At 63.0% G+C, this 20468-nt stretch carries 21 protein-coding genes and 1 pseudogene; 19 read left to right on the top strand and 3 right to left on the bottom strand.

Translation table 11 applies throughout. The features are described from left to right. Window positions 1-47: 47 nt before the first annotated feature. From urtB to DESFRDRAFT_RS04195, 19 genes and pseudogenes are all read left to right on the top strand, one after another. The gene (gene urtB / locus DESFRDRAFT_RS04280) at window positions 48-1664 is read left to right on the top strand and encodes an urea ABC transporter permease subunit UrtB (protein ID WP_005991485.1); all 1617 of its coding nucleotides are present in this window, start codon (window positions 48-50) and stop codon (window positions 1662-1664) included. A 16-nt stretch (window positions 1665-1680) separates the two neighbouring features. Beyond that, complete coding sequence (gene urtC / locus DESFRDRAFT_RS04275) at window positions 1681-2817, top strand: urea ABC transporter permease subunit UrtC (protein WP_005991483.1); 1137 nt, start codon at window positions 1681-1683, stop codon at window positions 2815-2817. Beyond that, window positions 2814-3605, top strand: coding sequence for an urea ABC transporter ATP-binding protein UrtD (urtD, locus tag DESFRDRAFT_RS04270; protein ID WP_005991482.1), 792 nt, complete (start codon window positions 2814-2816; stop codon window positions 3603-3605). The genes urtC and urtD overlap by 4 nt, the downstream gene beginning before the upstream one ends. Window position 3606: 1 nt before the next feature. Then, entirely contained in the window at window positions 3607-4302 is a 696-nt protein-coding gene (gene urtE, locus DESFRDRAFT_RS04265; protein WP_005991479.1) for an urea ABC transporter ATP-binding subunit UrtE, read from the top strand. A 7-nt stretch (window positions 4303-4309) separates the two neighbouring features. Then, window positions 4310-5161 carry an urease accessory protein UreD gene (locus tag DESFRDRAFT_RS04260; RefSeq protein WP_005991477.1) on the top strand — a complete coding sequence of 284 codons (852 nt, stop codon included), beginning with the start codon at window positions 4310-4312 and terminating at the stop codon, window positions 5159-5161. Between the two features lie 18 nt (window positions 5162-5179). Then, window positions 5180-5482: an urease subunit gamma gene (locus DESFRDRAFT_RS04255; protein WP_005991476.1), complete on the top strand. Its 303-nt coding sequence runs from the start codon at window positions 5180-5182 to the stop codon at window positions 5480-5482. A 23-nt stretch (window positions 5483-5505) separates the two neighbouring features. Then, a complete protein-coding gene (locus DESFRDRAFT_RS04250; RefSeq protein ID WP_005991475.1) occupies window positions 5506-5829 on the top strand; it encodes an urease subunit beta in 324 nt (107 codons plus the stop codon). Continuing rightward, a complete protein-coding gene (gene ureC / locus DESFRDRAFT_RS04245) occupies window positions 5822-7525 on the top strand; it encodes an urease subunit alpha (RefSeq protein WP_005991474.1) in 1704 nt (567 codons plus the stop codon). Before DESFRDRAFT_RS04250 ends, ureC begins: the two co-directional genes overlap by 8 nt. A 108-nt stretch (window positions 7526-7633) precedes the next feature. Next, window positions 7634-8113, top strand: coding sequence for an urease accessory protein UreE (gene ureE / locus DESFRDRAFT_RS04240; protein WP_005991473.1), 480 nt, complete (start codon window positions 7634-7636; stop codon window positions 8111-8113). Then, a complete protein-coding gene (locus tag DESFRDRAFT_RS04235) occupies window positions 8101-8787 on the top strand; it encodes an urease accessory protein UreF (RefSeq protein WP_005991472.1) in 687 nt (228 codons plus the stop codon). The genes ureE and DESFRDRAFT_RS04235 overlap by 13 nt, the downstream gene beginning before the upstream one ends. Window positions 8788-8802: 15 nt before the next feature. Next, complete coding sequence (ureG, locus tag DESFRDRAFT_RS04230; protein WP_005991471.1) at window positions 8803-9426, top strand: urease accessory protein UreG; 624 nt, start codon at window positions 8803-8805, stop codon at window positions 9424-9426. A gap of 486 nt (window positions 9427-9912) precedes the next feature. Then, window positions 9913-11307, top strand: coding sequence for a radical SAM/SPASM family putative metalloenzyme maturase (locus tag DESFRDRAFT_RS04225; RefSeq protein ID WP_005991470.1), 1395 nt, complete (start codon window positions 9913-9915; stop codon window positions 11305-11307). Between the two features lie 180 nt (window positions 11308-11487). Further along, the gene (locus DESFRDRAFT_RS04220) at window positions 11488-11799 is read left to right on the top strand and encodes an ArsR/SmtB family transcription factor (RefSeq protein WP_043793794.1); all 312 of its coding nucleotides are present in this window, start codon (window positions 11488-11490) and stop codon (window positions 11797-11799) included. Between the two features lie 98 nt (window positions 11800-11897). Continuing rightward, entirely contained in the window at window positions 11898-12284 is a 387-nt protein-coding gene (locus DESFRDRAFT_RS04215) for a putative zinc-binding protein (RefSeq protein ID WP_005991469.1), read from the top strand. 76 nt (window positions 12285-12360) lie between these two features. Further along, on the top strand, window positions 12361-13449 hold the full coding sequence (locus tag DESFRDRAFT_RS04210; RefSeq protein WP_005991468.1) for a permease: 1089 nt from the start codon (window positions 12361-12363) through the stop codon (window positions 13447-13449). A gap of 33 nt (window positions 13450-13482) precedes the next feature. Beyond that, on the top strand, window positions 13483-13716 hold the full coding sequence (locus DESFRDRAFT_RS04205; protein ID WP_005991467.1) for a thioredoxin family protein: 234 nt from the start codon (window positions 13483-13485) through the stop codon (window positions 13714-13716). 73 nt (window positions 13717-13789) lie between these two features. After that, window positions 13790-13939, top strand: a pseudogene (locus tag DESFRDRAFT_RS23220) (cytochrome C biosynthesis protein); the annotation flags it as partial. 454 nt (window positions 13940-14393) lie between these two features. After that, the gene (locus DESFRDRAFT_RS04200; protein ID WP_005991464.1) at window positions 14394-15383 is read left to right on the top strand and encodes a chemotaxis protein; all 990 of its coding nucleotides are present in this window, start codon (window positions 14394-14396) and stop codon (window positions 15381-15383) included. Window positions 15384-15589: 206 nt separating this feature from the next. Beyond that, entirely contained in the window at window positions 15590-16282 is a 693-nt protein-coding gene (locus DESFRDRAFT_RS04195; RefSeq protein ID WP_043793793.1) for a DUF2161 family putative PD-(D/E)XK-type phosphodiesterase, read from the top strand. A gap of 329 nt (window positions 16283-16611) precedes the next feature. Here DESFRDRAFT_RS04195 and DESFRDRAFT_RS04190 read toward each other — a convergent pair whose 3' ends face one another. The 3 genes from DESFRDRAFT_RS04190 to DESFRDRAFT_RS04180 form a co-directional block, all read right to left on the bottom strand. Then, window positions 16612-17295 (bottom strand): response regulator, encoded by a 684-nt coding sequence (locus tag DESFRDRAFT_RS04190; RefSeq protein ID WP_005991461.1) that lies wholly within the window; start codon window positions 17293-17295, stop codon window positions 16612-16614. Further along, on the bottom strand, window positions 17280-18368 hold the full coding sequence (locus DESFRDRAFT_RS04185; protein WP_233489552.1) for a sensor histidine kinase: 1089 nt from the start codon (window positions 18366-18368) through the stop codon (window positions 17280-17282). The genes DESFRDRAFT_RS04190 and DESFRDRAFT_RS04185 overlap by 16 nt, the downstream gene beginning before the upstream one ends. Before the next feature lie 180 nt (window positions 18369-18548). After that, window positions 18549-20189 (bottom strand): glutamate synthase-related protein, encoded by a 1641-nt coding sequence (locus DESFRDRAFT_RS04180; protein WP_005991459.1) that lies wholly within the window; start codon window positions 20187-20189, stop codon window positions 18549-18551. Window positions 20190-20468: the final 279 nt, after the last annotated feature.

Here is a 20468-nt window from a genome sequence, read left to right as displayed (position 1 = left end):
GAAGCGGAGCGGCGTCCATACGCGGGCGCCGCTCCCGGAATGAGCTTATGTTGCGCTTTTTCTCGCAATTGACCGTGGTTGTTGTCCTTTTGGCCGCGGTCGCCCCGGCCGCGCGGGGGCAGGGGGCCAAAGCTCCGGGATTGTCCGGGCTGTGCGCCGGCAGCCGCACCGAGCTTGTCGCGGCCGTGGATAGGCTCGGCGCATCGGGCGCGCCCCGGGACGCGGCCGTGCTGCGCGCGCTGCTCGACTACCGCGTCGGGACCGACGCCGAGGGCCGTTGCGTCATGCTGCCCGGGGAAGAGGGCGGGCAGGCCGTGGACCTGGCTTCCGGGCTGGCCGTGCCTGGCGTGGACCAGGTGGAGCCGCCGCTCGTCAACAACCGCGTGCGCCTCGCCGTCAAGAAGGCCGTCGCCCAGATCAATCTGGCCGACCATGATCCGGCGGTCCGGCTGGCCGCCGCCCAGGAGTTGCAGTCGTCGCCGTCCGAATCGCAGTTGGTCTCCGTCGAGGCGGCCCTGGCCAAGGAAAAGGATTCCCAGGTCAAGGCGGCGTTGCGCACGATCGTGGCGCAAATCAACCTGGGTAGTCCCGATCCGGCCCGCAAGCTGCGGGCGATCGGCATCATCAGCGATTCCGGCGACACCTCGCTTATTTCCAACCTGCGCCAGCTGTTGGCCGCCAAGGACGATCCGGGCGCGGCCGACCCGCGGGTGCGCCAAGCCGCCAAGGACGCCCTGAGCTCTCTGCAGCGCAAGGCCGTCGTGGTCAGCCGGCTCGGGGACCTCTTTTTCGGGGTGAGCCTCGGCAGCGTCTTGCTGCTGACGTCCCTGGGACTCGCCATCACCTTCGGGCTGATGGGCGTGATCAACATGGCCCACGGCGAGATGCTCATGCTCGGGGCCTACGCCACCTATATGGTGCAGCAGTCCTTTCGGGCCTATTTTCCGGGCGCAGTGGATTATTACCTGCTGGCGGCCATTCCCTTTTCCTTTGCCGTGCCGTTTTTGGTGGGCATGGCCCTGGAACGCTGCATCATCCGGTTTCTCTACAAGCGCCCACTGGAAACCCTGCTCGCCACCTGGGGCATCAGCCTGGGCCTGATCCAGACCGTGCGCCTCCTTTTCGGAGCGCAAAACGTGGAGGTGCAAAATCCCTCCTGGCTTTCCGGCGGCCTGGAGGTCGTTTCCGGCCTGACCCTGACCTACAATCGGCTGGCCATCATCGTTTTTACGGCCTTTGTGGTCTTTTTGTGCTGGTTTTTGCTCAACCGCACGACGCTCGGCCTGCAGGTGCGGGCCGTGACCCAGGATCGCGACACGGCCAAGGCCATGGGCATCTACACCTGGAAGATCGACATGTGGACCTTCGCCCTGGGCTCCGGCATCGCCGGGCTGGGCGGGCTGGCGCTTACCCAGGTCGGCAACGTCGGACCCGAGCTCGGCCAGGGCTACATCGTGGATTCCTTCATGGTGGTGGTCCTTGGCGGCGTGGGCAAGCTCATCGGCACCGTGGTCGGGGCCTTGGGCCTTGGCGTCATCAACAAGGCGCTTGAACCCTTCATGGGCGCGGTGCTCGGTAAGATCATCGTCCTGGCGCTTGTCATCGTCTTCATCCAGAAACGTCCCCAGGGGCTTTTCGCCTTCAAGGGCCGCGCTTCGGACTGAGCCCAAGGAGCCTTTCATGTTTCGCCAATTGTGGAATCTGCAGTCCCGTACGGCCTGGACCGTCACTTTCGTCCTGGCGGCGCTGGTCTTCGTGGTCGCGCCGGTGCTCAATCTCGCCGTGCCGGAAGGCGCGGCGCTGCACCTGCCCAACTATATGGTCCAGCTTCTGGGAAAATTCCTGTGTTTCGCCATCCTGGCTTTGGCCCTCGATCTCGTCTGGGGCTATACCGGCATCCTGAGCCTCGGCCATGCCCTCTTTTTCGCCCTCGGCGGCTACGCCATGGGCATGTATCTTATGCGGGCCATGGCCGGGGAGGGTGTCTACCGCTCGAAGCTTCCGGACTTCATGGTCTTTTTGGACTGGAAGGAGTTGCCCTGGTTCTGGCTCGGCTTTGACCATTTCTGGTTCGCCTTGCTGGTCATTTTGATCGTCCCGGCCCTTCTGGCGTTTGTCTTCGGCTTTTTCGCCTTTCGTTCGCGCATCAAGGGCGTGTACTTCTCGATCATCACCCAGGCGCTCACCTATGCGGCCATGTTGCTTTTTTTCCGCAACAACACCGGGTTCGGCGGCAACAACGGCCTGACCGACTTCAAGCGGCTGCTCGGCTTTTCCCTGGCCGAGCCGGCCACCAAGACCGGGCTTTTCCTCTGTTCGGGGCTGGTGTTGCTGCTTTTTTACCTGCTGTGCCGGGCGGTGACAGCCTCCAAGCTCGGCCGGGTGCTGACCGCCGTGCGCGACGCCGAGTCCCGGGTGATGTTTCTCGGCTACGATCCCCTGCGCTACAAGCTCTTCGTCTGGACGCTCTCGGCCTTCATGTGCGCCGTGGCCGGGGCGCTCTACGTGCCCCAGGTCGGCATCATCAACCCCAGCGAGATGGCCCCGGCCAACTCCATCGAAATCGCCATATGGGTGGCCCTCGGCGGCCGGGGAACCCTTGCCGGACCGCTTCTTGGCGCGTTCGCCGTCAACGGGGCCAAGAGCATTTTCACGGCCGTGGCCCCGGATTTGTGGCTGTTCGTGCTGAGCGCCATCTTCATTTTGGCCACGCTCTTTTTGCCGCGCGGCCTGCTGGGGCTTTTGACGGCCGGGCGTAAAAAGCCCGTCGATGACGGGGGCGGCGACGCCGCTTCCGGTGAGGAGGCCAGGGCATGAAAAGCGTCAGCTCGGCCAGTTACGCCAAGCCCGAGGCGGTGGTTTCGGATTCGGGCGTCATTTTGTACGTGGAAAACGTCAGCGTCAGCTTCGACGGCTTTAACGCCCTGACCGACCTGTCGCTGTGCGTGGACGAGGGGTGCCTGCACTGCATCATCGGTCCCAACGGGGCCGGCAAGACCACCCTGCTCGATATCATCACCGGCAAGACCAGGCCCACGGCCGGCCGGGTGGTGCTGGGGCAGAATCTAGTGCTCACGGATCTAAGTGAATGGGAAATCGCCCGCATGGGCGTGGGGCGCAAGTTTCAAAAGCCCACGGTCTTCGAAAACCTCACCCTCGACGAAAACCTGGAGCTGGCCTTCGCCTGCGACAAGGGGGTGCGCCCCACGCTTTTCGCCAAAAAGACCAAGGCGCTGCGCGAGGCCACCGACGAGACCCTGGAGACCATCGGCCTTGCCGCCGAGCGCCGTCGTCCGGCTGGGCTCCTGTCCCACGGTCAGAAGCAGTGGTTGGAAATCGGGATGCTGCTCATGCAGGCCCCCCGGGTGCTGCTTCTGGACGAGCCGGCCGCCGGCATGACGCCGCACGAGCTGGACGTGTCCGTGGCGTTGCTCAAATCCCTGGCCGGCCGGCACACGGTGGTGGTCATCGAACACGATATGGAATTCGTGCGGGCCATCGCCCAGCGCGTCACCGTGCTCCACGAGGGCCGGGTGCTGGCCGAGGGCAACATGGATTTCGTCCAACACGACCCGCGCGTGGTCGAAGTCTACCTGGGGGCCTGACGTGTTGCGTATCGAGAAATTGTCCCAGGCCTACGGCGGCAGCCAGATCCTCTGGGATGTCGACCTGACCCTGGAGCCCGGCGACTGCGTGTGCCTCATGGGCCGAAACGGCGTGGGCAAGACCACGCTGCTCAAGGCGCTGATGGGGCTTTTGCCCCTGCGTTCCGGGAAAATCCTGTTCGACGGCCTGGACCTCACCCGGCTTGCGGCGCCCATGCGGGCCCGAAACGGCATCGGCTACGTGCCCCAGGGCCGGGACATCTTCCCGCGCATGACCGTGGAGGAGAACCTGCGGGTGGGGCTGGTCGGCCGCCGCGACGGCCTGCGCGCCGTGCCGTCCTTCATTTTCGAACTCTTCCCGGTCCTAAAGGACATGCTCGGCCGCCAGGGCGGCGACCTGTCCGGCGGCCAGCAGCAGCAGCTGGCTATCGGCCGGGCCCTGGCCTGCGATCCCAAGCTCATGATCCTGGACGAGCCCACCGAAGGCATCCAGCCAAACATCATCAGCCATATCTGCGACGTCATCTCCAGGCTCAACCGGGAAATGGGCTTGACCGTGCTGTGGGTGGAGCAGAAACTCCCCATCGCCCGACGACTCGGCAAGACCTTCCAGCTCATGGACAAGGGCCGCATCGTGGCCTCGGGAGCCATGGCCGAACTGGACGACGAACTGATCAACAAGCATCTCAAGGTGTAGGCATTGTATGGGCGCTGATGCTGGCGAGACGCGCGACGCGTGCTGGCGGGCCCGGCTCGACCTGCGTTTCGCCGCCCGGGACGGCCGCACGGTCCTGGCCGGGCGGCGGCACGAAGGGCCGCTTTGCGTGCAGCGCCCCTTTTACCCGGAAGGCCCCGAGGTTTGCCATGTCTACGTGCTGCACCCGCCGGGCGGGGTGGTCGGCGGCGACCGGTTGCGCCTCGAGGTGGCTGTGGAGGCGGGGGCCCGGGCCCTGGTCACCACGCCCGCCGCGACCAAGATCTACCGCTCGGCCGGGACAGAGTCCTTAATCGACCAGCGCTTTGCCGTGGCCGGCAGCGCTTCGCTCGAATGGCTGCCCCAGGAAACCATCGTGCACGACGCCGCCCGCGCCAGGCAGGAGACCCTGGTCGAGCTTGCCGGCGATGCGTCCTTTGCCGGCTGGGAGATTTGCTGCCTGGGACTGGCGGCGGCGGGGGAAGGCTTTGCGTCGGGTTTTTTCGGCCAGGGCCTGCACCTTGTCCGGGAGGGGCGGCCGCTTTTGGCCGACCGCTGCCATTTCCACGGCGGCGCGGACATGCTCGACGCCGCCTGGGGGCTTGGCGGCGACAGGGTGTGCGGACTTTTCTGGGCCACCGCGCCGACGGGCGCGGGGCTGCCCGAGGGAGACGCGGCCTGGCTTGCCGATGCGGTCGGCCCCGGTCCGGCCGCCTTCGGCGTTTGCGACGGCCTGCTCGTTGGGCGCTACATCGGACGGGACGCCTGGGAGGCCAAACGTCAGTTCGGCGCGGCCTGGGCGCTTTGGCGTACGCGTGTGGCCGGTTTGACTCCGTGCCCGCCGCGCATCTGGAACACCTAACCACAGGCGAGGGGGATCATGCACCTGACGCCACGCGAAAAAGACAAACTGCTCGTTTTCACGGCCGCCCTCGTGGCCGAACGCCGCCGGGCCAGGGGGCTTCAGCTCAACCACCCGGAGGCCGTGGCCCTTATCACCGCCGCCATCCTGGAAGGAGCCCGCGACGGGCAGTCCGTCGCCGCGCTCATGGAATACGGCCGCACCATTCTCGGCCGCGACGACGTCATGGAAGGCGTCCCGGAAATGCTCCACGAAATCCAGGTGGAGGCGACTTTTCCCGACGGCACCAAACTGGTCACCGTCCATAATCCCATTCTGTAAGCAGGAATGTCTGGAGGCTCACCTTGATACCCGGAGAAATGATCGTGGCCGCGGGAACCATCGCCCTCAACGTCGGGCGGGAGACCGTGCGCGTGGAAGTGGCAAATGCCGGCGACCGGCCGGTCCAGGTCGGGTCCCATTTTCATTTTTACGAGGTCAACGAGGCACTGCGCTTCGACCGCGAGGCCGCCCTGGGCCGTCGGCTGGACATCGCCGCCGGCACGGCCGTGCGCTTCGAGCCCGGCCAGCGCCGTACCGTGACCCTGGTGCCCTATGCCGGCGACCGTCTTGTCTACGGATTCGGCGGCAAGATCATGGGCCCCGTGGAGGAGGCGCGTCATGGCTGAGATCACCCGTCAGGCCTATGCCGATATGTACGGCCCGACCGTCGGCGACAAGGTGCGCCTGGCCGACACCGACCTCGTCATCGAAGTGGAGAAGGATTTCGCCATCCCCGGCGAAGAGGTCAAATTCGGCGGCGGCAAGGTCATCCGCGACGGCATGGGCCAAAGCCAGCGGCCCGACATCGAGTGCGCCGACACGGTCATCACCAATGCCCTGATCCTCGACCATTGGGGCGTGGTCAAAGCCGACATCGGCATCAAGGCCGGCCGCATAGCCGGCATCGGCAAGGCCGGCAATCCCGACGTGCAGCCCGGAGTGGACATCATCATCGGCCCGGGCACGGAGATCATCGCCGGCGAGAACCTCATCGCCACCCCCGGCGGCATCGACAGCCACATCCACTTCATCTGTCCCCAACAGGCCTGGGAGGCACTCTACGCCGGCGTGACCACCATGCTCGGCGGGGGCACCGGGCCCGCCGCCGGCACCAACGCCACCACCTGCACCCCCGGGCCCTGGCATCTGGCCCGGATGCTCCAGGGGGCCGACAGCCTGCCCGTCAACATCGGCCTTTTGGGCAAGGGCAACGCCAGCCAGCCCCAGGCCCTGGACGAACAGGTCGCGGCCGGAGCCATGGGGCTCAAGCTCCACGAGGACTGGGGCACCACCCCGGCCGCCATCGACTGCTGCCTGTCCGTGGCCGAGCGCCAGGACGTCCAGGTGGCCATCCATACCGACACCCTCAACGAATCCGGCTTCGTGGAATCCACCCTGGCCGCCTTCAAGGGCCGCACCATCCACGCCTACCACACCGAGGGCGCGGGCGGCGGCCATGCGCCGGACATCATCAAGGCCTGCGGCGTGGAAAACGTGCTGCCGTCCTCCACCAATCCGACGCGTCCCTACACGGTCAACACCATCGACGAGCATCTCGACATGCTCATGGTCTGCCACCACCTGGACGCCTCCATTCCCGAGGACGTGGCCTTTGCCGAATCGCGCATCCGGCGGGAAACCATCGCCGCCGAGGACATCCTGCACGACCTCGGGGCCATGAGCATGATCGCCTCGGATTCCCAGGCCATGGGCCGGGTGGGGGAGGTCGTCATCCGCACCTGGCAGACCGCCCACAAGATGCGCGCCCAGCGCGGTCCCCTGGCCGGCGAGACCGGGGGCAACGACAACCTGCGCGCCAGGCGCTATCTGGCCAAGTACACCATCAATCCCGCCATCGCTCATGGCATCGCCGGGGAGGTGGGCTCCCTGGAGCCGGGCAAGCTGGCCGACATCGTGCTGTGGAATCCGGCCTTTTTCGGCGTCAAACCCGATATGGTCATCAAGGGCGGCATGATCATCGCCGCGCCCATGGGCGACCCTAATGCCTCCATCCCCACGCCCCAGCCCGTGCATTACCGCGCCATGTTCGGGGCGCTCCCCAACGCCCTGGCCCATACGTCCGTGACCTTCGTGTCCAAGGCGGCGGCGGCGGCCGGCGTCGGCGAGCGGTACGCGCTGCGCAAGCCCGTGTCGGCCGTGTCCGGCTGCCGAGGGCTGCGCAAGAAGGACATGGTCTTAAACGACGCCCTGCCGGTCATCGAGGTCGATCCCCAGACCTATCAGGTCCGGGCCGACGGCGAGCTACTTGTCTGCGAACCGGCCAAGGTCCTGCCCCTGGCCCAGCGCTATTTCCTGTTTTAGGAGGAAAGGCGTGGAGGCGATCGGTACGGACAGGGGCGCGCGCGGGAAAGGGCTTGGGCGGCCGGTGGGTTTTGCCCTTCGGGCTCCCGTGCAGGGGAGGCGAGGCGCATGGTGACATATGTGCGAGTGCTGCCGCCTCGGGAGGCTGTGGGAGCGACTTTGGGCGAGGCCATCCGGCTGGATCACGAGGCTCGCCGCAAGACCCGGCAACGCGTGGCGACCGAATCCGGCCTCGAAGCGGCGCTCTTTTTACCCCGGGGAACGGTCCTGCGCGCCGGCGACCGCGTGGTCGCCGGGGACGGCCGGTCGGCGGTCATCACGGCCGCGGACGAGGCGTTAAGCGTCGTACGGAGCGGTGATCCGGTCCTGCTGGCCCGGGCCGCCTTTCACCTGGGCAACCGCCATGCCACCATCATGATCGAGCCGGGCTGCATCAGCTATCCGACCGATGCGGTGCTCGACGACATGCTGCGTGGCCTGGGTTTTTTGCCGGAGGCAGTGCACGGGCCCTTCGAGCCCGAGGACGGGGCCTATGTATTCGTCTTCGACGCCGCCGTGGGCGGCGTAGGGGGAACATGGATTCCCTAACCCTGCTGCGCCTGTTGCGTCTGGCCAGCCCGGCCTTGCCGATCGGTGGCTTTGCCTATTCCCAGGGGTTGGAGTGGGCTGTGGAGGCCGGCTGGGTACGGGACGCTGCAACGTTTGCCTCGTGGCTATCCGGTGTGTTCGAGGCGAACATGGCCTCGCTGGAGCTGCCGGCGTTGGCCCGGATGCACGCCGCCTGGACGGCCGGGGACGCGGATGCGGCCCTGGAGACGAGCCGGGAACTTCTTGCCTGGCGGGACAACGCCGAGGCCCGGGCCGAGGAGCGGCAGCTCGGTGGCAGTTTGGCCAGGATACTGGCCGCTGCGGACGATGCGGCCCTGGCCCGGTCGGCGGCGCGCCTGCTGGCCGAGGCCGGCGACGCCACCTACGCCTGCGCCTTCGCCCTGGCCGGGGCGGGCTGGGGCGCGACGACCCGCGAAACGCTGCTCGCGTTCGGCTGGGTGCTCGCCGAGGGGCAGACCATGGCCGCCGTCAAGCTCGTGCCCCTTGGGCAGGCGGCCGGCCAGCGCGTTCTGGCGGCCATGACCGAACGGGTGGCGGCGGCCGTTCAGGAAGCCCTGGCCCGTCTGGATGGGCCTTTTTTCGCCAACGCGCCGGGGCGCGCCCTGGCCCAGTTGCGGCATGCCGGGCAACGGGTGCGCCTGTTCCGGTCGTAATGAGGGAGTATGATCATGTCCGAGAGAGATGCCCTGCGCGTCGGCGTGGGCGGCCCGGTCGGTTCCGGGAAAACCGCGCTGCTCGAGCGGTTGTGTCTGGCCCTTCGAGACGACTACGAGCTGGGCGTGGTGACCAACGACATCTACACCCGCGAGGACGCCGAATTCCTCACCCGCCGCGCGGTGTTGCCGCCCGAGCGCATCATGGGCGTGGAAACCGGCGGCTGCCCGCATACGGCCATCCGCGAGGACGCCTCCATCAATCTGGCCGCCGTGGACGCCTTGTGCGCGCGTTTTCCCGATCTGGACATCGTGTTCATCGAAAGCGGCGGCGACAACCTGAGCGCCACCTTTAGCCCGGATCTGGCCGACCTGACCCTCTACGTGATCGACGTCTCGGCCGGGGACAAGATCCCGCGCAAGGGCGGCCCCGGCATCACCAAAAGCAGCCTGCTCGTCATCAACAAGATCGATCTGGCCCCCCATGTCGGCGCATCGCTTGAGGTCATGGAGCGTGACGCCAAGAAGATGCGCGGTGATCGCCCCTTCGTGTTCAGCAACCTGAAGGATGGGGTCGGCCTGGCTGAAATCATACTCTTTATTCGTCACGAAGGCCTGCTCGACGAAAAGCCGTCCTGAATTGGCCGGCAAGGAGGCGGCGGGCCAGGCGCATTTGTGTGCGTCATGACCCGCTGCCTTCGCCGCTACGGCCGCGTGAACGCGTATTGCCAGTCCCGGATACGGCGCGCCACATACTTGGCGTAACAGTCGCTCCCCATGCGGAAGCCATCAGGCGGCGCGCCGCCTTTGCCCCCTCTCCTTGCGGCTGGATCAAGGGCGGGCCGCCTTCCTGCGATTGCGGTGGGGGCGAGTGCTGCCGAGGCCGTCCCGGTGAAGCGGCTGGAATTTGGAACATTGACAACGCGGCATGGCCTGCAATACGCCGATGATCCGTGCCCGTTTTGGCGCGTGCGGCACGTCTTCGTGCGTGATTGATGCGAATGGGCAACGTCTGGCGCGGCTGGCGCGGCGTTGGGGGAGGCGGCAAGCGATGCGGAGCGCCCTTGGGGGCTCGTCCGGCCCATGCCTCCCGGTCCCGGCAATACTTCTCCTTCAGGATGGAACATGACTGGTTTTCCGCCGTCCGGCCTGGAATGCGCGCTTTTGCCGCAGCCGTCCCGCCTCTTCGTGGAAGTGACGTCCCGGTGCAATTTGCATTGCCCGATGTGCGTGAAACATTCCGGTCCGGAGAAAAGTCCTGAAGGGGACATGGCTCCCGAGATTTTCGCATCGCTGGGGCGGGCGTTTCCCTCTCTCGATGCCCTGATCTTAAATGGCATCGGCGAACCGCTTCTGCATCCCAACCTTGAGGACTTTATCCGGGCGGCCAAGAAATCCATGCCCGCCGCAAGCTGGGTCGGGTTTCAAACCAATGGGCATCTTCTCGACGCGGCGAGGGCGCGTTCTCTCGTTGCGGCCGGATTGGACAGAATATTTCTTTCCGTGGATGCGACTTCTCCGGAGTTGTTCCGGGTTGTCCGGAGCGGGGGAAGCATCGGTCGCGTGGAACGGGCTCTGCAAACCCTGTCCATGGTGCGGAAGGAAAAAAAGGGAAGGGCGTTGGAAGTCGGAGCGGAATTCGTCGTCATGCGCGAAAACCTGCCTGAGCTTCCCGCGTTGGTGCGGTGGCTCGCGTCGCGGGGCGTGACGCGGCTCATCGTCTCCCACATCTTGCCGTTTGGCAGCGCCATGGCGGATCAGCCGATATTTGGGATCAATACGGCATCCGGGGAGTTGTTTTATAAGAATTGGTTTTTGCGAGCGCAGCAGCGGGGAATCGATCTGAGCCAGTATTTCAGTGCGCTTTGGAAATACAATAAAACTCCTGATGAAAAGAGATTGATAGAATTGGTGCAACGCATCTCCACGCAGGCATGCCAGCATGATATCCCTTTTCATATAGGCAATCTCATTGCCGGTGAAAAGCTGCATCAGGCGGAGGAGGTCTTTCGTGAGGCGGAGGAGGTTGCCGCCGCCGTCGATCTGCATCTTGTCCTTCCCTCGCTTCGGCCGCTGACGGCGCATGCCTGCGTCGGCGTCAAGCAGGGCGGAATGTTTATCGCTTGGGATGGAAAGGTTTCCCCGTGTCACTTTTTGTGGAGAAGCTTCAGTTGTTATTTGTATGGACGCAGGAAGCAGGTGGCGCAACGCGTGTTTGGTGACCTGTCGCGGAAATCCATATTCGATATATGGAATAACAAGGAATATAAGCAGTTTCGGGCTGATGTCCTGCGGGGAAGGTATCCTCACTGCCCGGGGTGCAACGTCTATCCGTGTGAGGACATCGATTCCGTCGATTTCGAAAATGACTGCTATGGCGAGACGGTGCCTTGCGGGGATTGCTTGTGGAGCATGGGATTGCTCCAGTGCATGGGGCAGGATGACGCGGGAGGGGAATTTAAAAAGCAAGGCGCAATGGAGATGACAAACGTCCGGGAGCAATTGAAACATTGTGGATAAGGGCGGGGGATGGCCCCATGGGGGCGTTTTTTCTTGGCAGAGAAATGACTGTTTCCTGCTTTATCAAATAAAATAAGTATGTTATTGTTCTGTACCAGGTTGGGTCCGTCTGGCGCGGAACGGCTTGACAAGTGTCATTAATTGGTTATTTTGCCAATTAGGCAATGCTTGGAGTGTGCAATGGCGTCGCGCCGATTCTCAGAGCAAGTAAAAATTTTCAAGGCATTCGCGCATGAAACGCGCATGCTTGTCGTCGATGGGCTGTCGCGCGGGCAGCGGTGCGTTTGCGAACGGACCGAGCTGGCGGGAATCGATATCTCGACGATGTCGAAACCTTCAAGTGTGTTGCGAGAGGCTGGAATTGTCGATTCCGAAAAACAGGGTATGCGGGTCTCCTCTCGGCTGTTGCCCCCGTGCGTCTTGAAGCCTTTCACCCGCGTGCAGCATGTCTCCACCCGGGCGCATTGCGTCCGGCAGGGCGAGAGCGCGTAATTTTTTTTGCCCTGTTATTTTGCTGATTGGCAAAATATACAAATTCCGTCGGGATTGAGCCTTGCGTCGCGAACCCGATGACAAACCTGGAGAACGCCATGTCCGAGAACAAAAGCTGCTGCTGTTCCGCTGCCCCCAAACTCGTTTTCGCCTGCTCCGGCGGAGCCGATGTCGGCGCCCTGGCCGATCGGGCGGCCCGGAAGCTGACCGCGGACGGCGCGGCGAAGATGTTTTGTCTGGCTGGAATCGGCGGGCGCGTCAGCGGGATCATGAAGACCACCGAAGCCGCCGCCAAGGTGGTCGCCATTGACGGCTGCTCCTTGAATTGTGCGCGCAACACCTTGGAACAGGCTGGTTTTACGGATTTCATGCACGTCCAGCTTGCTGACTTGGGATTTGCCAAGGGCGAAAGCCCTGTGACCGAAGACCGTGTGCTGTCGGTGGCCATGGCGGTTGCCCCCCATTTTGCCAACCCGTGTGAATAGTCGGATGCGACAGGGGCATGACGCGGGAGGCCGTTTCGGCGGCCAGAGCGCTGCCCCGGGAACCAGGAGATGTTCAATGGAACCACTTGAATGCAAGACCTGCTGCGTGAAGGAAGCCGTGCCCGAGGGGGCCGGGGCGGGCAACGGGAAGCTTGTCCGCTATCTTCTGATGCTCACGCCGGTCCTGGTCGCTTGGTGGCTGGTCTATGGCCTGCTGCCCGGGTTTTCCCGGCTCCTCACCTACAATGTGTTCGGGCTCGCAAAGGGAAGCCATCTCGGCGACTCTTTGGAGTTCTTCTTTTACGACACGCCCAAGGTGCTGATGTTGCTCACCCTCGTGGTCTTTGGAGTGGGCATCATCCGGACCTTCTTTACCCCCGAGCGGACAAGAAGAATCCTTGCCGGGAAAAGAGAGTCCGCCGGCAACGTCATGGCGGCCCTGCTCGGTATCGTCACGCCCTTTTGCTCCTGTTCCGCCGTGCCGCTTTTCATCGGCTTCGTCACGGCCGGCGTCCCTATGGGGGTGACGTTCTCCTTTCTTATTTCCGCGCCCATGGTCAATGAAATCGCCCTTGTCCTGCTCTACGGCCTTCTTGGTTGGAAGGTGGCGGCCTTGTACCTCGGCACGGGATTGTTCGTGGCCGTACTCGCGGGGTGGGTGCTCGGAAAGCTCAACCTGGAGCCCTATGTCGAAGACTGGGTCATGAAAATCCGCACCGATCCTTCCGTCGTCCCCGCCGACGAGCAGACCTGGACGGATCGCATCGAGGCCGGCCTGCACGCGGTCAAGGACATCGTCGGCAAGGTCTGGATCTATGTCGTGGCCGGGATCGCGGTGGGAGCCGGAATCCACGGATATGTGCCCGAAGGGTTCATGGCCTCGATCATGGGGAAGGACGCATGGTGGTCGGTGCCGGCCGCCGTGCTGGTCGGCGTGCCCATGTATTCCAATGCGGCCGGGATCGTGCCCGTGGTCGAGGCGCTGCTCGGGAAGGGGGCCGCGCTTGGGACCGTCCTGGCCTTCATGATGTCGGTCATCGCCCTGTCGTTGCCCGAGATGGTGATCCTGCGCAAGGTGCTAAGGCCCCGCCTGATCCTTGTTTTTGCCGGTGTTGTGGGGCTCGGCATCCTTGTCGTGGGGTATCTCTTCAATGCCGTCATTTAAGAGCGAAACAAAGATTTATTTTGGAGGAAAATCATGGAGATCAAGGTGCTCGGTCCTGGTTGCGCAAAGTGCAAGGAAGCGGAAAAGCTGGTCCGCGAAGCCGTCGACGAGGCCGGTGTGACCGCTACTGTGGAAAAGGTCTCTGATTTTCAACAAATCGCCGGCTATGGAGTATTTTCCACGCCCGCGATTGTCATCGACGGTGAAGTCAAGGTGGTGGGCAAGGTCCCCTCCAAAAGCGAACTGCTCTCTTGGCTCAAAGCCTAGGCATGGTTCTCGCGGAAGCAATTTGCTCTTTTGAGTGAAGCTTGGCCATCGGTCGCTATGATTGGTGGCCAAAGTGGTCGCCGGGAGCTCCACCGCGCTCGTGCAACGCTGGCTGGAGAACGGCGCCATGCGGCATGGAGGTGTCTGGTTTCGCAAAGGAGCCGGGATCGTCATCGCCTTGCTTGGCGTCTACTTCATGGCAAGACCCTTTCTGCCGGCATGAGGGACTTCCTGGCTGTGGCGAGCCCTCGGCCCGCGCGCTCGATGCCATCCCCGGACGCCGATGCCTTTTTTGCCGCGTTCCCTTCAGGAAGTCAGGATCGATCGGAACCGTCCGACGGCTCTCCGTCTTGCCGGCATAAATCCTGATGCCACCGAGCCCTTGCGCTTTTGGGGCCGGACTCGCAAGGACGTCGCCTTGAGCTGCCATGCCGCCAAACCGCCGGCGCAAAGGAATAAAAAAGCAACTTGCCGTGGAGTCCCGCCGGATGCGCCGACGGCATTTTGCAAAGCCTTGACACGCGACTTTCCTTGATGTGATCGTCAAAATGGCCGTCGAGGATGTGCCTGACCCACTGCTTCGCCCACGGCGCTTTTCGCGCATTCGCGCCGTCCCTGTTCGTCAGGCGAGCCCGGCATCACAACAGTGTTTCCTTTCACCTTGCGAAGGATGGTCAATGAGCAGCGATCAGCATCTGGCGCTTACCGAAGTCGGCACGAACGAAGTCGAAATCATGTGCTTTTATATCGACATTCATGCCGGAGAATCCGTCTACAGAGCTTATTACGGCATCAACGTGGCCAAGGTGCTCAAGATCACCAGGCTTCCCGAGCAGGTCATGCGCCCGCCGCTCACCACCCACGATTCGGTGTACGGCGCGTTTCATTTCAAGGACCGGGACACGGTGGTGCCGGTGGTGGCCCTGGCCCGCTATCTGGAGCAGCCCCAGATTGAAAGCGATACGCAAAAGTTGATCATCACCGAATTCAATCAGGTGATGACCGCCTTCCTGGTCTCCGGCATCACCCGCATCTACCGCCTGAGCTGGGCCGATGTGGAAAAACCGGACAAGTACATCAATGAATACTCCCACAATGCCTTTACGGGGCTGGTGAACCTGGAAGGGCATATCGTCTTCATCCTCGACCTGGAAAAGGTCGTCATCGAATTGAACCCGGATTCCGGCAAGGATTTCTTTGGCGTCGCCAACGCCATTAAGGCCGACCGCAGCATCCACGTGCTGCACGTGGACGATCAAGCTATCGTGCGGCGCATGGTCAAGCGCGCCCTGGAGCAGGACGAATCGTTCACCGTGGAGTCGGCCGACAGCGGCCAGGAGGCCCTGGCCATGCTCCAGGGCAAGCTGGCCGAGGCCAAGGAAAAGGGCTGCGCCGTGACGGATCTGGTCAATGTGGTGGTTTCCGACGTGGAGATGCCGGTCATGGACGGCTACACCCTGTGCCGGTCCATCAAGGATAACCCGGAGCTGGCCCGTCTGCCGGTGTATCTTTTTTCCTCGCTCATCACCGAGGAAACCCTGCACAAGGGCCAGTCCGTCAAGGCCGACGGGCAGTTTCCCAAGCCCCAGACCGAGGTGATGGCCCGGGAAATCCTGGCTGACCTGGCCCGCAAGTGCATCGAAAGTCCAGCCGCGGGCGCGGTCTGAGGCCGCAAAGGGGCTTTACAAGGCGCGGAGAGGCGCGGGAGCTTTTGAAACGACGGCTATCGCGTCGTCCAAGATTTCTCACGGTCGGTACGGCGAACGCGCACGGCTCTTTGTAGCGGAGACGACGCGGGTGAGGCGTCCTCCGCGAACGCCCTGTCGATGATTCCCGAAGCTTGGGCCCTCCCATGGTTGCTTCGAATTTTGCTATGAAAGAATCTGATCTTTACCTCCCCTTGAAACGTTTCCTGGAATCACAGGGATATGAAGTCAAGTCGGAAATCGGGGCTTGCGATGTTGTGGCCGTGCGAGGAGAGGAAATGCCTCTCGTCGTTGAGCTCAAATTAAGCTTCAATATCGATGTCATGCTGCAGGCTGTCGACAGATTGGCCCTTACGCAAAAGGTGTATGTCGGTATACTTGAGAACAATAAAACAGCCAGAAAACGACAGAGACGTCTTCTAAAACTTCTCAAAATGCTGGGTCTTGGTTTTTTGCAGATTTCACCAGATCAGGACAAAGGAAGGGTCACGGTCCTTCTCGACCCTGGTGAATACCGGCCTCGGAAATCCAATTTCCGCCAGGAACGCTTACTCGGAGAGTTTGTCCGCAGAGTTGGTGACCCCAATCTGGGAGGATCGGTAAGAAACAGGGGTATTGTGACGGTCTATCGGCAGAGAGCCGTGGCAATTGCCCAATACATCCAGCAAAACGGCCCGTCCAAAGCTTCTTCAGTGTCCCAGGCCCTTCAGGATCCGAACGCCCATAGCATAGTGTATAAAGACGTATACGGCTGGTTTGAGCGCATATCCCGAGGGGTGTACGCGCTTTCCCCGCGCGGAGAAGGGGAACTCCCGGGCTGGCTGGAAAAAACGATGCTTTCGGGGGCGGGAAAACCATAGGATCGCCTCGAGCGTTCAGGAGACGGAAGTATCCGAGGACGTGCTTGGAGGCCGAGCGGAGGGAGCGGGCTGGATAGTCCGCACCGAAATGACGCAACCAAGCTCCGAATGGAATAATGCGCCGGGAACCTCTTGCCACCCTCAGAAAACAGCGCAATCCGGGAATGGCCTGCGCCAGAGGGGGCAACGAGGTGTTTCGGCCCAATCTCCCCAACGAATCCACACGCAGGGGATGCTCTTCAAGGAAGGAGGACGTCCCTGCTGTTTGAACAGGACCATGGTTTGACCGCGCCGCCGACCTGCCCGACCAGCCCGGACCGCCTCACCCCTCAACGCGAGGGCTTGTCTTCATTGACGTCGATGATGCCCATTCTGACCGCATAATGAACGAGTTCCGCCATGTTGGAAAAACTGAGCTTGCCGAAGATGTTTGATCGGTGGTTTTCGACGGTCTTTCGAGAAATGAAGAGCTCCGCGGCAATCGTGGCGACGCCCCGTCCTTCAGCCAACAGCCTGAGTATCTGCTGCTCGCGACGCGTCAGTGTATCGTAGGCCGGGTCAACCGGCCTGGAGCGGCGTTCCGCGTATTCGTCGAGTTTCAGAAGCACCTGGGGCACGATGGCCCCGTCGAGGTAGCGGTCCCCCCGGGAAACGGCATCCAGGGCATGCACCAGGCTGGCTGGGGCGGAGCCTTTGAGGACATAGCCGAGCGCGCCTTGTCGTAAACTTTCCGCCACAAGATCCAGGCGCGTATGCATGCTGACCACCAGGATGCGCGGAGGCTGGCTCATGGCACGCAATTGCCTGATGACCTCGATGCCGTCGGCGTCGGGCAGACCGATGTCAAGCACGACGATATCCGGTGATTGCGTTCGAACCAGTTCCAGGGCTTCCCGGGCGGTGCCGGCTTCGCCAAGGACGGCATAGGCGGTTTGTCCGGCGATCAGCGAACGCAGGCCCTCCCGAAATAACGGGTGGTCGTCGATCAGGAGCACTTTCAAGGGGCCGGACATACGCCCTGTCCTTGTGTGGGGACTTCCACCTTGATGCGCACCCCCTTGCCCGGGCGCGATCGCAGCGTGAACCGTCCGCCGAGCAGCCGGATACGCTGGCGCATGCTCCAGATCCCCATGTGCTTTTCCGCCAGGGCCTGGGGAAGGCGCGCCTCGGGATCAAACCCGTGGCCGTCGTCGGTGATATGCAGCAGGCAGTGGGGATGCGAGGCGATCAAGCGCACGGTAATGCTGGAACAGTGCCCGTGGCGACAGGCGTTGGCCAATCCTTCCTGCAACACCCGGTATAAGTTGATGTTTGTTTCAAAGGGCAGGCGGAGGGCCTCCATGCCGTCGGCAAAGAAGGTGATGGTTATGCCATGACGGGCGGACAATTCTTCGCACAACCGGTAGGCGGTCTCGGCCAGCCCGAGTTGGGTGAGCGCCGGCGGCAGGAGGTTGTACGCCAGATCGCGAAGCGCCATGATGGACGTCCCAAGGCGGGTGGAACACTCCTGGACCTTTTCCCGGACCCCTTGCAACTCGTCCCGGCCGTCGCAGCCGAGCAGAGGCAGGAGGCCTTCCAGGTGCATACGGGTTACGGACAGGGTCTGGCCCACGTCATCGTGCAGTTCGCGGGCGATGCGCTGGCGCTCGTGTTCCTGCGCCTTGATGAGTTCCTGGGACAGCCGCCGCAGCCGTTCCTCATTTTCGCGCGCTTCGATGATTCTCCCGAGATGGTCGGCGACCGCATCGAGCAGATGGCGCTCCTCACGCAGGAAAGGCCCCTCGTCACAGGGGGGGCGCTGGCCGCAATAGCCGACCTCGATGTGCCCGACGATTTCCCCGTGGATCCGGACCGGGCTCGACTGTTTCGCTACGGGCCGCCGCGTTGCGGGCGTTGTGAAGCTACGGCCGCCGACCGTCAATTTTACGCAAGCGATTTCCGGGTATTGCCAGGCCCGGGCCACGATCCCGCCCACACCGGACAGGATTTCCTCAAGAGTCCAGTCGTGGCGCTGTGAGAGCCGTGTGATCTCATAGAGGCAATCCAATTCCTTGACGCGTTCGCGCAAAGCCGCCGTGACGTCCAAGCCTGCGGATCCCGCCTTGCCCTCGGACCGGCATTGTTCCTCGGAGGCCTCGGCTTCCGGAAGTTGTCGCTTTTGGGTCTTCACCGTGTGTCTTTCCAAATCGAATGCGGCATTTCCCCGGGACGGGCCGGACCTGTGAGACCGTCGGGCCAGCCCGGGTGCGGCAGCGGCCATCCACCCTCAGGAGAGCAGAATACGCCGGGCCACGTCATCCTCGGCCTCCGTGACATAGGCGATGCCCGTCTCACGCTCGGTTTCCCGGTTCGCGGCAACGATGTCCTCCCGGGAAATGGCCTGGACGGAGAACTTGCGCGCCCCGGCGAGGAATTGTTGCAGCCCGGCCCCGAGCTTGTCGAGCAAGGTAAAGGTGGCCACGGCTCCGAAGGGTATGCGTTCCATCTCCTCCGCGCCCAGCCGGCCTTGGAGGGTGTGCCATGTGGCGAAGAGTTGTTCCGGCGAGGCGCCGAGGGACGATACGGATTTCGGCAGCCTTTCCCAGTTGCCGTGCACACGTTCCCGCCGCTCGGGATGCAGGGCGCCTTCGATATTCGAGCCTAGAAAGCCTGGGATCATGATGGCTCTTCCCATGCAGATGAGCTTGGCGAACGGCGCGCCGAGCGCCAGGGCCTTGAACATGTGGTCTTCCCGGGCGAACCCGCCGGCCAAGGCCATGTCCGCCACGGGCTGTCCCGAGGCGGCGAGGAGGGCAGCGTATTCCTGGGCCTTGGCATGGAGCGGGAGGGAGGGGACGCCCCATGTCTCCATCATGTTCCAGGGGCTCATGCCCGTGCCGCCGCCGGATCCGTCGATGGTGAGCAGATCGATCCCCGCCAGCGATGCATAGCGGATGGCCATGGCCAGCGCCTTCATGCCGTACGCCCCGGTCTTGAGGGAAATACGTTCGAAGCCCAGGCCGCGAAGAGCCGTGACCTTTTTCAGGAAGGCCTCCCGCACCTGGGGCTCGCTGGTCACATCCGTATAGCCCAGCCGGCTGTGGCGGGCAAATTCCCGGATGGCTCCCGCCGCATGGGCTTGCGCGACCTCGGACAGTTCAGGATCGGGGTCCACGAGGTAGCCGCGTTTTTTGAGGAATGCGGCGTAGGCGATGTTCCCGACCTTGATCTCGCCGCCGATGTCCTTGGCCCCCTGGCCCCATTTGAGTTCGATGATCACATCGGGGCCGTATTTTTCAACGATGTATTCGGCCACACCGTTGCATGCGTCCTCGACATTGAGTTGCACGATTATTGCCCCGTATTCGTCCTGGTAGCGCTTGTAGATGGCAATGCGGCGATCGAGTTCCGGGGCGTGGCGGATGCGGCCATGTTCCAAGACGGCCTGCCGGTCGACGCCGACCACATTCTCTCCGATCACAATGGGAATGCCGGCCAGGGCGCAGCCCACAGCGAAGCAATCCCAATAATGCGCCGCGATAAAGGTCGATCCGAGCGCGCCCGTCATGAGCGGAAGCCGGATGTGGGTTTTCCGGGTCCGTCCGAAGCTCGTCTCCAGACCGACATTGTGGAAGAGGCAGTCGTCCGGGGAGCTGGACAAGCCGGGGGTGAGGCCTTGGTTGCCGTAAAGGCGTCCCTGGATACGCAGCGTGTCGTAGGAAACGCCGCTCGGGCATGCGTTGTTCGCGCCGGCGGTGACTTTGCCGAAATCCCGTGGGTACAGCGTAGCCCGGCCGGTCAAGCTGGAAAGCCATGTTTCGCACCGGCCGGGACAATCGACCCGGCACAAGCTGCATAGTCCCGATTCAACAGGGGTTCCGCGATTGGCGGTTCCCAGCACGTCATTACTCTTTTGCCCGTATTGCATGATGCTCCTCGAGTGATTGCTTGAAGATTCGTCTTTGGATGCAAGCCGTGGACGAAGAAACCGGGCACCGTTTCTAGCATGCGCCCACTCCTGCGGGTCGATAGGAAAAAAGCGGCAATTGTCGGGAAGGTCTCCTGGAAATGCGGGAAAAGTTCCCAAGAGCGAACAGGCGGATACCCGATTCCAAAACAAGGGGGGTGCGCTAAAGCTGATCGAAAGTCCGGCTGTTCGGTGGAGCGAGGACTGTTACGATGCAAGCCTGCCACTCCATACAACCCC

This window comes from Solidesulfovibrio fructosivorans JJ] (assembly GCF_000179555.1).
Classification (GTDB): Bacteria; Desulfobacterota; Desulfovibrionia; order Desulfovibrionales; family Desulfovibrionaceae; genus Solidesulfovibrio; species Solidesulfovibrio fructosivorans.
The sequence above is the reverse complement of the archived record's forward strand: the minus strand, read 5'-3'. Positions and strand labels throughout refer to the sequence as shown.

Coding starts and splice junctions, on each gene's coding strand:
- DESFRDRAFT_RS04200 (WP_005991464.1), top strand. CDS start 14,394: ATGAGCAGCGATCAGCATCTGGCGCTTACCGAAGTCGGCACGAACGAA.
- urtD (WP_005991482.1), top strand. CDS start 2,814: ATGAAAAGCGTCAGCTCGGCCAGTTACGCCAAGCCCGAGGCGGTGGTT.
- DESFRDRAFT_RS04255 (WP_005991476.1), top strand. CDS start 5,180: ATGCACCTGACGCCACGCGAAAAAGACAAACTGCTCGTTTTCACGGCC.
- DESFRDRAFT_RS04205 (WP_005991467.1), top strand. CDS start 13,483: ATGGAGATCAAGGTGCTCGGTCCTGGTTGCGCAAAGTGCAAGGAAGCG.
- DESFRDRAFT_RS04220 (WP_043793794.1), top strand. CDS start 11,488: ATGGCGTCGCGCCGATTCTCAGAGCAAGTAAAAATTTTCAAGGCATTC.
- urtB (WP_005991485.1), top strand. CDS start 48: ATGTTGCGCTTTTTCTCGCAATTGACCGTGGTTGTTGTCCTTTTGGCC.
- DESFRDRAFT_RS04225 (WP_005991470.1), top strand. CDS start 9,913: ATGACTGGTTTTCCGCCGTCCGGCCTGGAATGCGCGCTTTTGCCGCAG.
- ureG (WP_005991471.1), top strand. CDS start 8,803: ATGTCCGAGAGAGATGCCCTGCGCGTCGGCGTGGGCGGCCCGGTCGGT.
- DESFRDRAFT_RS04190 (WP_005991461.1), bottom strand. CDS start 17,295: ATGTCCGGCCCCTTGAAAGTGCTCCTGATCGACGACCACCCGTTATTT.
- DESFRDRAFT_RS04215 (WP_005991469.1), top strand. CDS start 11,898: ATGTCCGAGAACAAAAGCTGCTGCTGTTCCGCTGCCCCCAAACTCGTT.
- DESFRDRAFT_RS04235 (WP_005991472.1), top strand. CDS start 8,101: ATGGATTCCCTAACCCTGCTGCGCCTGTTGCGTCTGGCCAGCCCGGCC.
- urtC (WP_005991483.1), top strand. CDS start 1,681: ATGTTTCGCCAATTGTGGAATCTGCAGTCCCGTACGGCCTGGACCGTC.
- DESFRDRAFT_RS04195 (WP_043793793.1), top strand. CDS start 15,590: ATGAAAGAATCTGATCTTTACCTCCCCTTGAAACGTTTCCTGGAATCA.
- DESFRDRAFT_RS04180 (WP_005991459.1), bottom strand. CDS start 20,189: ATGCAATACGGGCAAAAGAGTAATGACGTGCTGGGAACCGCCAATCGC.
- DESFRDRAFT_RS04260 (WP_005991477.1), top strand. CDS start 4,310: ATGGGCGCTGATGCTGGCGAGACGCGCGACGCGTGCTGGCGGGCCCGG.
- ureE (WP_005991473.1), top strand. CDS start 7,634: ATGGTGACATATGTGCGAGTGCTGCCGCCTCGGGAGGCTGTGGGAGCG.
- DESFRDRAFT_RS04210 (WP_005991468.1), top strand. CDS start 12,361: ATGGAACCACTTGAATGCAAGACCTGCTGCGTGAAGGAAGCCGTGCCC.
- ureC (WP_005991474.1), top strand. CDS start 5,822: ATGGCTGAGATCACCCGTCAGGCCTATGCCGATATGTACGGCCCGACC.